Source organism: Streptomyces sp. NPDC029216 (genome assembly GCF_040648015.1).
GTDB lineage: Bacteria > Actinomycetota > Actinomycetes > Streptomycetales > Streptomycetaceae > Streptomyces.
This window is the reverse complement of record NZ_JBEZWL010000089.1, coordinates 17,022-30,234: the sequence shown is the minus strand read 5'-3', so window position 1 is coordinate 30,234 and position 13,213 is coordinate 17,022. Positions and strand designations below refer to the sequence as shown.

Sequence of the window (13,213 nt, the reverse complement as noted above, 5' to 3'; positions counted from 1 at the left end):
GGCTCCTCGGCGGGCGGGGCGGCCAGGAAGCGGCGGACCTCGTGGACCACGCGGCCGAGGTCGTCGGGGTGGATCAGGGCGGCGAGCTCGGTGCCTGAGGTTCCGGAGGGGCCTGAGGTTCCGGAGCAGTGGGAGGGGCTGGACCGGGCGGCGGCCCGGCTGGGGCAGGCGAAGCTGGCCCAGGCGCCGCTCCCGTTCGCGGTGGCCCCGGAGGCCATGCCGGCCGCCCACGACAGCGCCTGGTTCGCCGGGCCGAGGGCTCCCCAGGCGATGTACGAGGGCGGCTACAACCCGCAGTACGTCGAGGGTCTGGAGCCGACTCCGGTGATGCCCCCGGCCGGCCCGGAGCAGGACCGGCTGCCGGAGGCGGAACGGGACGCGCAGGCGCCGGCGGACGAAGCCGGTTCCGTCGACGAGGAGAAGTTCGCCGAGGCCGCCTACGAGGTGTTCCGGGCGTACATCGACGAGTTCTCCCAGTTCCCGAACCCGGAGCAGCTGGACATACACCTCTCGGACCGTCTCGGGATCACCCACCCGCGCAGCGCGTCCACCCTCAAGCGGCTGATGCCCGAGCTCAAGCAGCGCTACCAGCGCGACCTGGAGAACGAGCACATCGCGTAGCCGGTGCCGCGTACGCGGAAGGGCCCGCACCCCCGGTGATCCGGGGAGGCGGGCCCTTCCGTTTACCCCTCGGGTCAGACGGCGAGCAGCTTGCGCACCCGGTCCGCCCCGACGGCGAGGAGCAGGGTGGGCAGGCGCGGGCCGGTCTCGCGGGTCACGAGGAGGCGGTAGAGCAGGGCGAAGAACTCGCGCTGGGCGACCTTGAGCTCGGGCGTGGGCTTGGCGTCGGGCTCCAGCCCGGCCATGACCTTGGGCACGCCGTAGACGAGGGTGGTGAGCCCGTCCAGCGACCAGTGGGTGTCGAGGCCCTCCAGCAGCATGGCCAGGGAGCGGCGGCCCTCCTCGTCGAGGGAGGACAGCAGCTCGGTGTCGGGCTCCTCGCGGACGAGGGTGCGCTGGTCGGCCGGGACCTGGGTGGTGATCCAGTTCTCGGCGCGGTCCAGGCGCGGGCGGACCTCGTCGAGGGAGGTCAGCGGCTGCGACGGGTCCAGGTCGGAGAGGATGCGCAGGGTCTGCTCGTCGTGCCCGGCGGTGATGTCGACGACCGACGCGAGGGTGCGGTACGGCATCGGGCGGGGGGTGCGGGGCAGCTCGTGCGAGGCCACGCGGACCGCGCGCGCGTACGCGGCGGCGTCGGCCGGCAGCACGGAGCCGTCGGCGACCTTGCCCTCCAGCTTGTCCCACTCGTCGTAGAGGCGCTGGATCTCCTGGTCGAAGGCGATCTTGAAGGACTGGTTGGGGCGGCGGCGCGCGTACAGCCAGCGCAGCAGCTGCGGCTCCATGATCTTCAGCGCGTCGGCCGGGGTGGGGACGCCGCCCTTGCTGGAGGACATCTTGGCCATGCCGCTGATGCCGACGAAGGCGTACATCGGGCCGATGGGCTGCTCGCCGCCGAAGAGGCCGACGATCTGGCCGCCGACCTGGAAGGAGGAGCCCGGGGAGGAGTGGTCGACGCCGGAGGGCTCGAAGACGACGCCCTCGTAGGCCCAGCGCATGGGCCAGTCGACCTTCCAGACCAGCTTGCCGCGGTTGAACTCGGACAGCTTGACGGTCTCGGTGAACTGGTCCTCGGTGCAGACGTAGGTCAGTTCGGTGGTCTCGTCGTCGTACGCGGTGACCTGGGTGAAGTCCTTGTCGCACGCGCCGCAGTAGGGCTTGTACGGGAAGTACTCGGCGCCGGCGGTGCTGCCGTCGTCCTCGGCGGCCGCGCCGGAGCCCTCGGCGGCCTCCAGCTCGGCCTCGTCGACCTGCTTCTGCTGGGGCTTCTTGCCGCCCGGCTTCTGCTTGGTGCGGTACTGGTCGAGGACGGCGTCGATGTCGGCGCGGTGCTTCATCGCGAACAGGACCTGGTCGCGGTAGGCGCCGGAGGTGTACTGCTCGGTCTGGCTGATGGGGTCGTACTCGACGCCCAGCTCGGCCAGGGAGGCGACCATGGCGGCCTTGAAGTGTTCGGCCCAGTTCGGGTACGAGGAGCCCTCGGGGGCGGGCACGGAGGTCAGCGGGCGGCCGATGTGCTGGGCGTGGGACTCCTCGGTGACGCCGGGGATGCCCTTGGGGACCTTGCGGTAGCGGTCGTAGTCGTCCCAGGAGATGAGGTGGCGGACCTCATAACCCCGGCGGCGGATCTCGTCCGCGACCAGGTGCGGGGTCATGACCTCGCGGAGGTTGCCCAGGTGGATCGGGCCCGACGGGGAGAGGCCGGACGCGACGACGATGACCGGAGCGGTAGCGACTGATGTTTTCGCGCCGGGGGCTCGGCGCTCCGCCTCGGCGATGACCTCGTCCGCGAAACGGGAGACCCAGTCGGTCTCTGTGCTGCTCTGCGCGCTCTGAGCCACGACACGTCCTTCTATCTCGAATGCTGGCTTCGGCCATTCTCCCAGACGGAAGGGGGCGCTCCGGGGTTGCTTCCGTCTGGTGATACGCCGCCGATATGCCGAGAAGCGGGCGGGCTCCGCGTGGGATACTCGGCACTTGTCGGAACACCCAAGTACACGCTCGGGCACAACCTCACAGGAATGGCAGCTCATGGCCTCGGTCCCTTCCCTCGCTTCCTCCGTCGAACAGCGCCTCTCGGACGCCCTCGTCTCCGCCCTGCCGGAGGCCGGTGCGGCCGACCCGCTGCTGCGACGAAGCGACCGGGCCGACTTCCAGGCCAACGGCATCCTGGCGCTCGCGAAGAAGGCCAAGGCCAACCCGCGCGAGCTGGCGACGACCGTGGTCGAGGGCATCCCGACGGGTGACCTGATCAAGGAGATCGAGGTCTCGGGCCCCGGCTTCCTCAACATCACCGTCTCGGACGAGGCGATCATCAAGACCCTCGCGGCGCGCGCCGCCGACGACCGCCTCGGCGTGCCGGTGTCCCCGTCCGCCGGCACCACGGTGATCGACTACGCGCAGCCGAACGTGGCCAAGGAGATGCACGTCGGCCACCTGCGTTCGGCCGTGATCGGCGCGGCGATGGTGGAGATCCTGGAGTTCACGGGCGAGAAGGTCGTGCGCCGCCACCACATCGGCGACTGGGGCACCCAGTTCGGCATGCTGATCCAGTACCTGCTGGAGCACCCGCACGAGCTGGACCACAAGGGCGGCGAGGGCGAGGCCTCCGGCGAGGAGGCCATGTCGAACCTCAACCGCCTGTACAAGGCCTCGCGCGCGCTGTTCGACTCCGACGAGGAGTTCAAGACGCGGGCCCGGGCGCGGGTGGTGGACCTCCAGGCGGGCGACGAGGAGACCCTCGCCCTCTGGCAGCGGTTCGTGGACGAGTCGAAGATCTACTTCTACTCGGTCTTCAACAAGCTGGACATGGACATCCAGGACCCGGACGTGGTCGGCGAGTCCGGCTACAACGACATGCTGGCGGAGACCTGCGAGCTGCTGGAGGACTCGGGCGTGGCCGTCCGTTCCAACGGCGCGCTGTGCGTGTTCTTCGACGAGTACAAGGGCCCGGACGGCAACCCGACCCCGCTGATCGTGCAGAAGTCGGACGGCGGCTTCGGCTACGCCGCGACCGACCTGTCGGCGATCCGCGACCGCGTGGGCAACCTGAAGGCCGACACGCTGATCTACGTGGTGGACGCCCGTCAGGGGCTGCACTTCAAGATGGTCTTCGAGACGGCCCGCCGCGCCGGCTGGCTGAACGACGAGGTCAAGGCCGTGCAGCTGGCGTTCGGTACGGTCCTCGGCAAGGACGGCAAGCCGTTCAAGACCCGTGAGGGCGAGACGGTCCGGCTGGTGGACCTGCTCGACGAGGCGGTGGAGCGGGCGACGGCCGTCGTGCGGGAGAAGGCCGAGAAGGTGGGCCTGACCGAGGCGGAGATCGTCGAGAACGGCCAGTACGTGGGCATCGGCGCGGTGAAGTACGCCGACCTGTCGACGTCCGCGTCCCGCGACTACAAGTTCGACCTGGACCAGATGGTCTCGCTGAACGGCGACACCTCCGTCTACCTCCAGTACGCGTACGCCCGTATCCGCTCGATCCTGCGCAAGGCGGGCGAGCGTCAGCCGGCCGCGCACCCGGAGCTGGAGCTGGCCCCGGCCGAGCGGGCGCTGGGCCTGCACCTGGACGGGTTCGGCGCGCTGATCGCGGAGGCGGCCGAGGAGTACGCGCCGCACAAGGTGGCGGCGTACCTGTACCAGCTGTCCTCGCTGTTCACGACGTTCTACGACCAGTGCCCGGTGATCAAGCCGGAGCCGGAGCTCGTCGTCGCCGAGAACCGCCTGTTCCTGTGCGAGCTGACCGCCCGCACCCTGAACAAGGGCATGTCCCTCCTGGGCATCCGGACCCCCGAGAAGCTCTGACGCACCGCCCGACGGCGACCCCCGGCGCAACCACCCCGCGCCGGGGGTCGCCGCGTTCTATCGTGTGAGGCGTCCGATCCGAGGAGGCGCCGGGCATGACGACCGCGACGCCTGCGCCGGGTGGATCCGTACCGCCGATGCCCGAGCCCGTGCCGCCGAAGCCACGGAAGCCGAGGCGGCCCGTGGCCTCCTGGACGCGGCTGCCCGCATCCGCCACCGGCTGCGTGCCCTGGAGCCGGCGAGTGTCCTGAGCGGAACAGGGCTCGGCGCGGCCGGCGTCTCCGGCACGACGGCGCCCCCGGCCTGCCCCCGCCCCGCATGACGGTGTCCCGTCATGCCCTCCCTGTTCGGCCGGGGACTACCCGGCGGTAGCCACCCGTTCACACAGCCCTCATACGGTCGGCCCGATCGTGCCGAACACCCGAGGGGGATCTCCCGCACATGCGCCGCAGACCGCTGAAGACGCTCACCGTCCTGGCCATCGCCAGCGCCGTGGCCGCCGGCTCCGCCGTCACCGCGAACTCCGCGCCCCAGCAGAGCGACTCGCGCCAGGACATCCGGAACGTCATCTACCTGCTCGGTGACGGAATGGGCCGCACCCACGTGACGGCCGCGCGCGACCGGTTCATGGGCGCCGGCGGCAAGCTCACCATGGAGACCCTCCCCCACACGGGCGCGGTCGCCACCTACGCCGTGGAGAAGAACAGCGCGAAGCCGGCCCTGGTCACCGACTCGGCCAGCTCCGCGACCGCCTGGGCCTCGGGTGTGAAGACGTACAACGCGGCCATCGGCGTGGACGCGTACGAGAAGAAGACCGGCACGCTGATGGAGCAGGCCCACGCGGCCGGCTTCGCCACGGGCAACGTCTCCACCGCCGAGGTCACCGACGCCACCCCGGCCGCCCAGTTCAGCCACGCGCTGCTGCGCGGCTGCCAGGGCCCGGTCTACTCCGACGCCGCGTGCCTGCCGAAGAAGGACGACGGCAGCTACGAGGCGGCCCCGGCCGACAAGACGCTGATCACGCCGATCGCCGAGCAGATCGCCCGCAACGGCACCGCCGACGTCATCCTCGGCGGCGGCCTGGCCCGCTTCGAGCCGGACGACCAGAAGGCCCTCCAGGCCCAGGGCTACCAGGTCCTCGGCAGCTTCGGCGACCCGAAGCTGCCCGCGCAGACGGCCGCCAGCCAGCAGGTCGCCACCAAGTCCGACCTGGACAAGGCCAACGGCAAGAAGGTCATCGGCCTGTTCAACCGCGGCAACCTGACCGTGGAGCACAGCAAGGCGGCCCTGCCGGCGGACGCCCCGCAGAAGCAGGAGCCGACGCTCGCGGACATGACCCGCAAGTCGATCCAGCTGCTGACCGACCGCAAGGGCGGCTCGTACGACCGGGGCAAGCCGAAGAAGGGCTTCTTCCTCCAGGTCGAGGGCGCCCAGATCGACAAGCGTTCGCACGCGAACGACGCCGCGCAGACCCTCGACGAGATCAAGGCGTTCGACGACGCGGTCAAGGCCGCGTACGAGTTCGCGAAGAAGGACGGCCACACCCTCGTGATCGTCACGGCGGACCACGAGTGCGCCGGCTTCAACATCATCGAGAAGGGCACCTACACCAACGCCGAGGCCGTCGCGCCCCCGGCCAACGTGGACGCCGGCAACCCGGCGAACAACGGCGCCCCTTCGCGTTTCTCGTCGGGCGCCAAGGACCCGGTCCGCTCCAGCGGCATCGTGAACGGCGCGGGCTCCGGTGACACGAAGAACTTCGCCCCGGCCACCTTCCGCACCCCCGACGACCCGGCGGGCGTCAAGGACGGCAGCCCCGAGGCCAGCCTGTGGCTGACCTACCTGTCCGGCAACCACACCGGCGCCGACGTGCCGATCTACGCCTACGGCCCGGGCGGCAGCGCCTTCGCCGCCAGCCAGATCAACACCGAGCTGTACGGCAAGATGTACCGCTCGCTGTTCGGCCGCTCTCCGCAGCAGCACTGATCCCCGGTCGGCCGGGGCCGGGGGCGCACTCCCCCGGCCCCGGCCGCCGTCTTTCCCCCAGGAGCACTCCCGATGTCGCTGACGTACCTCCCCCGCGCCGCTGCCGCCGCCACGGCCGTCGCCGCCCTGTTCGCGCTCGCCACGGGCTGCTCGGGCGCCGGCGACCAGCCGGCGGCCCAGGACCCGGTCCCGGCCGCCGCCCCGGTGGCCCTGCCCGCCCCGCGCAGCGCGCCCTCCCCGGCGGCCGTCCTGACCCCGGCCCCGGCGGCGGGCGAAGTCCGCACCGAGCAGGGCCCGTTCACGGACCGTGTGAAGCTGACGGACCTGCGCCTGACCGGGACCCCGTCCGTCACCGGGCACATCGCCATCGGCTCGGACGTCAGCGACACCCTGGCCCTGGAGATCACCGCCGCCTACTACGACGCACAGGGCCGCCTCCTGGGCACCGGCACCTTCCGCTACCAGGAGGAGGGCGAGGACGCGCACGCCCAGGAACACCACGACGGCCCCCGCGCGGCCGGCGACGGCATCGACTTCACCGTCCCCGCCGACCACCTCACCGGCACCCCGGCGAGCGCGGTCCTGACGATCCCGGTCCTGGTGAACGAGTAGCCGCCACAGAACCCCACTGCGGCGTAACACGCCGTGCTACGTTCATTCCATGGCCCCCAGGGAGCGGTTCAGCATCAGCATGGACGCCGCGCTGCGCGCGAGAGTCAAGGAGCACGCCGATGCCATGGGCCTCGACGTCTCCGCCTACGTCACGGCGGCCGTGCTCCGCCAGATCGACGAGGACCTCATCGTCGCCCGGCGCTTCGCGGAGATCGACGCCGACATCGCGGCCACCGAGGCCATGGCCGCACCGGCGGGCCGGGACGACGGCTTCGACGACGCGGAACTCGCGGCCGCACGGACGGGCATCGCACAGGCGCTCGCCCCCGACACCCGGGACTCCGCCGCGTGAGCAATCCCGTCTTCGTGTACGACACCGGGATGCTGATCGCGCTGGAGCGCGGTGACCGGTCGGCGGGACTCCTGCACCGTGTCCTCACCGAGCGGGGCCATCCCCCGGTCGTTCCGCTGCCCGTGCTGGCACAGGCATGGCGCCCCGGCCGGTGGACGCCACTGACCCGTGCGGTGCCGCAGTGCGTGGTCTTCGGGGTGCACGCCTCGGCCCCGCCGTCGTGCGGCGTGTGCCAGGCGGGTCACGCCGAGGACGACGCCAAGCGCGCGGGCCGCCTCCTGGCCGACGCCGCGATCCCTCCCGAGAAGCGCCCGGACGCGGTCGGCGCGCTGGCCGTGGTCATCGCCGCCCGCCACCCGGAGGCCGTCCTCGTCACCTCCGACCCGCGCGACATCACCGCCTACCGGGACGCCCTCCCCGGCGCGGCCGAGTCGATCCGCGTACTCGCCGTCGGCGACCTCGCCGCCTTCCTGGCGGGCAAGCGCGTCCTGCACTGAGCCCCGCCCGTCCGTGACGTGAGTCACAGGGAACGTTCCCCCGGGCCGCCGCCTCCTCGGTGTGTCGGCAACGCACACACCAAGGGGGACCACACATGCGCACGGACGACACCACACGACGCAGGACCGGAACCGCGCTGGCGGCGCTGCTCGCCGCCGACGGGCTGGCGCACCTGTACTGGGCCACCGGCGCCACCTGGCCCGCCGCCGACGAACGGGCCCTGTCCCTGGCCGTGCTCGGCACGGAGGTGTCCTTCGGCCCACCCGTGGTGCTGCCACTGGCCGCGCTCACGCTGAGCGCCGGCGCCGCCGTCCTCGCGCACTCCCGCGGCCGCGGCGGCCGGGCCACCCGGGCCGTCACCGCCGCGGTGGCCGCGGGCCTGGCCGTACGGGGCCTCGCGGGCCTGGGCTGGGCCGCCGGGCTCCTCGACAGCCCGGCCGGCAGCCCCTTCCACACCCTCAACCTCGCCGTGTACACGCCCGCCTGCCTCGGCTTCGGCTGGGCGGCCGCGCGGCTGGCGCGCGCCAGATGACCCCGGCCGACCGCGAACGCGGCATCGCCCTCGCCCGTGCGGCCCGCGCCGGGAACACCCTCGCGCTGCACGAGCTCCTCGACCACCTCACCCCGTACGTCACCCGGATCTGCACGCCCATCGCCCTCGCGGACGGCCCGGACGCCGCCCAGGAGGCGCTGCTGGCCGTCTTCACCGCCCTGCGCTCGCTGCGCGACCCCGAGGCGCTGTACGGGTGGGTGCGGGCCATCGCGGTCCGCGAGGCCGTCCGCACGGCCCAGCGGGCCGCCCGCGTCCGCCCCACGCCCGATCTCACCGACGTCCCGGCCAAGGGCGATCCCCACCTGGCCTCCGACATCGACGACGTCCTGGCCCGCCTCTCCCCCGCCCACCGGGCGGTGCTCGTCCTGCGGGACGTGGAGGGTCTGGACGAGGAGGCCGCCGCGGCCGTCCTCGGCGTCCCGCCCGGCACCGCCAAGTCCCGGCTGCACCGGGCCCGTTCCAGCTTTCGAAAGGCGTGGTCCGCATGACGCACGAGATCGACGACGTCCGCCGCCTGCGGATCATGGCGGCCGGGGTGCGCGGGGCGAAGGTCGTGGAACGGACGCTCCCGGCCCCCTTCGAGGAGGTCTGGCCGGTCATGTCCTCCCTGGACTTCCTCCCCGACCTCCAGCACACCCGCCTCCTCCTCACCGACGGCGACCGGGTCGAACTCCTGGCCCGCAGCAAGTACGGCTTCCGCGCCCACCTGCGGGGCTTCCGGCGGCCGGGCTGGTGCTGGCTCCAGAGCCGCTTCCTCCTGATCGGCCTGGCCGCCACCCCCACCCCGACGGGCACCCACATCGCCCTGACGGGCGGAGTCCGCATCCCCACCCGCGCGGCGGTCCTCCCTTTCGGCACCGAACCAGAACTCACGGAGGCCGCCCACCGCCTGGCCTCGCGCGCAGCGGCAAAATCCAGCCCCGCCGGCGTTTGAGGCGCGGGGTCTGGGGCGGAGCCCCAGAGAACGGGTGAAGGGCGGGGCGGGGACACGGCTCCGCGCAGCGGCACCCGCTTCACCCGTACGGCCCGGTTCCGCCCCGCAGGGCCGGGTAGGGGACGGCCCGTCCACCCCCGCCCCACCCCGGAGGCCTCCGTGCCCGACATGAACGGCCCCTACAAGCCCGGCACCCCCTGCTGGATCGACCTCATGGTCCCCGACCAGCAGGCCGCCCTCGACTTCTACTGCGACCTCTTCGGCTGGCAGGGCGAAATCGGCCCCGCCGAAACCGGCGGCTACTCCGTCTGCCACCTCAAGGGCAAGCCCGTCGCCGGCATCATGAAGGCGATGAACCCGGACGGCTCGACCCCCGACCCGATGCCGCCCACCGTGTGGACCACGTACCTCGCCACGGACAGCGTCGACTCCACCCTCAAGGCCGCCACCGACGCCGGCGCCTCCGTCATGATGGACGCCACCGACATCACCGACATCGGCCGCATGGCCGTCGTCAAGGACCCCACCGGCGCCGTCTTCGGCCTCTGGGAGCCCGGCACCTTCTACGGCGCCGGCATCGTCAACGAGCACGGCGCGCTCATCTGGAACGAGCTGACCACCCCCGACACCGACCGGGCCGCCGCCTTCTACTCGGCCATCCTCCCCATCAGCCCCGAGGCCACCACCCTCGAAGGCGCCGAGGGCTACACGGAGTTCAAGGTCGGCGGGCGCGGCGTCGCCGGGATGATGGACATGTCCAACCTGCCGCCCGGCGTGCCCCCGCACTGGATGCCGTACTTCAAGGTCGACGACGTGGACGAGATCCAGGCCGCCGCCGTCCGCGGGGGCGCCACCGTCCTCGCCCCCGCCTTCGACATGCCGGCCGGCCGCATGGCCGTCCTCGCCGACCCGCAGGGCGGCGGGTTCTCCGTCATCAAGGAGAAGGCGGCGGTGACTCCGTAATCCCCAGCCTGTGGGCAACGGCGCGCGCCCCGGCCTCCCGGCGGGCGGCGGCGCGTACGACGCCCCGCGCCTCGGCGCTGACCCGCCGAGGCGGGGGCGGCGGCGCTAGGCCGGCTCCCGGCGGGTAGCGCGGAGGCGGCCGGCGAGGCGCCGCCACCAGGCGCTCGCGCGGGCCGCCTCGACCTGTAGCCCGGCGATGCGCACCCGGCACTCCGCCTCCCGCTTGGCATCGCCGGCTTCGACGTAGAGCCCGATCGTCCGTTCGAGCGCCTTGACGGCCCCTGCGGGATCCCCCATCCAGTGGAGAGTCGTGCACAGTCCGTCCCACGCCACGGCCTCGGCCGCCCGCTCGCCCGTACCGGCGAAGATCGCGCAGCCCCGTTCCCACGCCGTCTTCGCCTCCACCAGCCGTCCGAGAGACAGGCAGACGGTAGCCAAATCCAGCAGGAACACGCCCTCCCTCGCCGAATAACCGACCTCCGCCATGTAGTTCACGGCCACGGTCAGACGGGCGTGCGCCTCCTCCAGCCTCCCGACCTCAACCAGCGACTTCGCCAGCGTGCTGAGCGCTCTGGCCGCCCTCACCTGATGACCCAGAGCCATCAGGCTGTCAACGGCGCGCGTCTGCACTTCCAGGGACTCCTCCTGGAGGCCGACACGCCACAGGGCGCGCCCGAGCACGGCCAGCGCCATGGCCGACCGGTGGCGGTCACCAGCCTCCTCCAGGAGTGCGAAGGCGCGCCGGCACGCGACGAGGGCCTCACACTGGAGCCCCAGACCCTCCAGGTCACCGGCCAGATCCACCAGGACGTGGGCTTCCCTGGCCCGCAAGCCCAGCTCGCGGAAGATCTCCAGTGCCGCCTCGTGTGCCCGTCTCGCCTCCTCGAAGCGTTTCGCGTGCAGGTGCTGCCTCCCCAGGAGGTTCAGCACCATGCCCTCTCCCTCCCGATCGCCGCCCTCCCGGTACACGGCAAGACAGGCTGCCAAATGGCTGGCCGCTTCGGCCGGCTCCTCCAGCGAAGCGAGCGGGCCGGCCAGCATGAGCCGCAGGTCCGCGAACACGCGGCTCCAAGCGCCCTGTTGATCCACGGAGAACTTTCGGAGAGCGATGGCGATCGCGTCCGGCTGGTACTCGTACAGAAACAGGTAGGACTGCGGACGGGTGGTCAGTGCCAGTGCCGTATCCAACCTGTCGACCTTGATCGCCAGATTGGCGGCGGCAAGCAGTACGGCCCGCTCCGCCACAAACCACTCACACGCCCGCGCCAAGGCCGGAAGATCAATCCCCGTTTCCACCGGCAGGTTCTCCCCCAAGGCCTCCTCGGCCGCCTTCGCGAGCCCCGCCAGCCCCTCCAGGAACGCCTCGACGGCCCCCTCCCGCCCGTCCTCCTCCGCCCGTTCCTCCCCCCGCTCCCGCGCGTACAGCCGGACCAGGTCGTGCATCCGCCAGCGCCCCGACCCGACCGGCTCCTCCGCCAGCAGGCTGGCCCGTACGAGCGCCGCCAGCGCGGGCCTCAGGGACTCGGGCGGCTCCGCCGTGATCAGCCCGGCCTGCACCGTGGAGCAGTCCGGCCCCGGGTTCACCGTCAGCAGCCGGAACAGCCGGGCCTGGTCCTGCGGCAGCCGCGCGTATGAGAGGTCGAACGCAGCCCGCACCCCCGCGTCCATCTCCAGCCGGGCCAGCCGCGTCCGCGCGTCCCCCAGCCGCTCCGCCAGCTCCCCAACCGCCAGCCCCGGATCCCCCGCCAGCAGCGCCCCCGCCACCGTCAGCGCCAGCGGCAGCCGCCCGCAGCGCCGCGCCACCTCCGCCAGCGCCTCCGGATCCCGGCCCGCCCGGGGGTCGTCGGGCCACACCCTGCGCACCGCCCCGGCCAGCAGCTCGGCGGCCGCCTCCTCCCCCAGCTCGTCCAGCGGCAGCAGCCGCGCCTCGAACCCGGGGGCGACCAGCCGGTGCCGGGAGGTCACCAGCAGCCGGTGCGCACCCTGGGCCGGGACCAGGTCCCGGACCTGCTCCACCGACCCCGCGTCATCGGCGACGACCAGCACTCGCTGTCCGCCCCGGGCGTACGCCGCCAGTCGCGCCCGGTACAGCGCCACCCGCCCCTCCGGGGACTCCGGCATGTCGGTGTCCCGGATCCCCAGGTGCCGCAGCACCTCCTGGACGGCGTCCGGCCCGCCCACCCCGCCACCGGGGGCGTAGCCGCGCAGGGGCAGGAAGACCACCCGGTCCCCGAACCACCCCAGCTCCACCGCCCGGTGGGCCGTCGCCACGGCCAGCGCGCTCTTGCCGACCCCGGCCAGCCCGGCCACCACCGTCACCGCCGGCCCGCCCTCGGCCAGCAGCGCCACGAGTTCCCCGGCCGGCCCCTCCCGCCCGACCAGCACGGCGGGTGCGTCGGGCAGCCCGAGCGTGGCCCGGGGTGCGGGGCCGGCCCCGGCGGCGTACGTGACGTGGTCACCGCCGATCTGCGTGATCCGCGCGGCCCCCTCGGCCCGGGCCCCCTGCTTGCCGCTCACTCGGGCTCTGCGGCTCCGCCGCCGGTCTGCCGGACCTCGGAGTCCCCGTCGGCGCGGGCCTGCTGGGCCACCCGCCCGGGCGTGGCGGCCCCGCCTTCCTGGGTGATCCGCGAGGTCCCGGACGCGCGGGCCCGCTGCCGTACGGAGTTCCCACCGCCCGCGTCGCCACCCGCCCACCAGCCACCGACCAGCGCGGCCACGGCCGCCATGGCCCCGCCGAAGCCCGCGGCGGCGGACACCCGGTCGGAGTCCTTGTCGGGGAACCAGCCAAGGGGGTCCCAGGTTCCGAGCCGGAAGCAGATGAGGAACACGACCCCCGTGCCCACGACGACCACAACCCACCGCAACGGACGCGACATCGGCCCCCCTCGACGGA

The 13,213-nt window shown here is 72.9% G+C and carries 13 protein-coding genes; 10 read left to right on the top strand and 3 right to left on the bottom strand.

The genetic code is table 11. The features are described from left to right. The first annotated feature begins 90 nt into the window (after positions 1 to 90). Positions 91 to 621, top strand: coding sequence for a hypothetical protein (locus tag AB0F18_RS26850; protein ID WP_362064960.1), 531 nt, complete (start codon positions 91 to 93; stop codon positions 619 to 621). A gap of 74 nt (positions 622 to 695) precedes the next feature. On the opposite strand, the gene lysS is transcribed toward AB0F18_RS26850, so the two are convergent. After that, positions 696 to 2,459, bottom strand: a complete 1,764-nt coding sequence (lysS, locus tag AB0F18_RS26845) for a lysine--tRNA ligase (protein ID WP_362064957.1) — start codon at positions 2,457 to 2,459, stop codon at positions 696 to 698. A gap of 190 nt (positions 2,460 to 2,649) precedes the next feature. Between lysS and argS the strand changes: the two genes are divergently transcribed. The 9 genes from argS to AB0F18_RS26800 all read left to right on the top strand — a co-directional run bounded on the left by argS (position 2,650) and on the right by AB0F18_RS26800 (position 10,320). Beyond that, positions 2,650 to 4,422 (top strand): arginine--tRNA ligase, encoded by a 1,773-nt coding sequence (gene argS / locus AB0F18_RS26840; protein WP_362064955.1) that lies wholly within the window; start codon positions 2,650 to 2,652, stop codon positions 4,420 to 4,422. A 441-nt stretch (positions 4,423 to 4,863) separates the two neighbouring features. After that, on the top strand, positions 4,864 to 6,408 hold the full coding sequence (locus AB0F18_RS26835; protein ID WP_362064953.1) for an alkaline phosphatase: 1,545 nt from the start codon (positions 4,864 to 4,866) through the stop codon (positions 6,406 to 6,408). A 72-nt stretch (positions 6,409 to 6,480) separates the two neighbouring features. Beyond that, complete coding sequence (locus AB0F18_RS26830; protein WP_362064951.1) at positions 6,481 to 7,020, top strand: hypothetical protein; 540 nt, start codon at positions 6,481 to 6,483, stop codon at positions 7,018 to 7,020. A gap of 49 nt (positions 7,021 to 7,069) precedes the next feature. Beyond that, on the top strand, positions 7,070 to 7,372 hold the full coding sequence (locus tag AB0F18_RS26825; protein ID WP_362064949.1) for a hypothetical protein: 303 nt from the start codon (positions 7,070 to 7,072) through the stop codon (positions 7,370 to 7,372). Continuing rightward, positions 7,369 to 7,869: a hypothetical protein gene (locus AB0F18_RS26820; protein ID WP_362064948.1), complete on the top strand. Its 501-nt coding sequence runs from the start codon at positions 7,369 to 7,371 to the stop codon at positions 7,867 to 7,869. Before AB0F18_RS26825 ends, AB0F18_RS26820 begins: the two co-directional genes overlap by 4 nt. 95 nt (positions 7,870 to 7,964) lie before the next feature. Then, entirely contained in the window at positions 7,965 to 8,402 is a 438-nt protein-coding gene (locus AB0F18_RS26815) for a DUF3995 domain-containing protein (RefSeq protein WP_362064947.1), read from the top strand. Continuing rightward, a complete protein-coding gene (locus AB0F18_RS26810; protein WP_362064945.1) occupies positions 8,399 to 8,911 on the top strand; it encodes an RNA polymerase sigma factor in 513 nt (170 codons plus the stop codon). Before AB0F18_RS26815 ends, AB0F18_RS26810 begins: the two co-directional genes overlap by 4 nt. Then, complete coding sequence (locus AB0F18_RS26805) at positions 8,908 to 9,357, top strand: hypothetical protein (RefSeq protein WP_362064943.1); 450 nt, start codon at positions 8,908 to 8,910, stop codon at positions 9,355 to 9,357. The genes AB0F18_RS26810 and AB0F18_RS26805 overlap by 4 nt, the downstream gene beginning before the upstream one ends. 168 nt (positions 9,358 to 9,525) lie before the next feature. Then, complete coding sequence (locus tag AB0F18_RS26800; RefSeq protein ID WP_362064958.1) at positions 9,526 to 10,320, top strand: VOC family protein; 795 nt, start codon at positions 9,526 to 9,528, stop codon at positions 10,318 to 10,320. A gap of 105 nt (positions 10,321 to 10,425) precedes the next feature. On the opposite strand, the gene AB0F18_RS26795 is transcribed toward AB0F18_RS26800, so the two are convergent. Continuing rightward, positions 10,426 to 12,837, bottom strand: a complete 2,412-nt coding sequence (locus tag AB0F18_RS26795) for a tetratricopeptide repeat protein (protein ID WP_362064941.1) — start codon at positions 12,835 to 12,837, stop codon at positions 10,426 to 10,428. Further along, positions 12,834 to 13,196 (bottom strand): hypothetical protein, encoded by a 363-nt coding sequence (locus AB0F18_RS26790; protein WP_362064939.1) that lies wholly within the window; start codon positions 13,194 to 13,196, stop codon positions 12,834 to 12,836. The genes AB0F18_RS26795 and AB0F18_RS26790 overlap by 4 nt, the downstream gene beginning before the upstream one ends. Between the last annotated feature and the right edge of the window lie 17 nt (positions 13,197 to 13,213).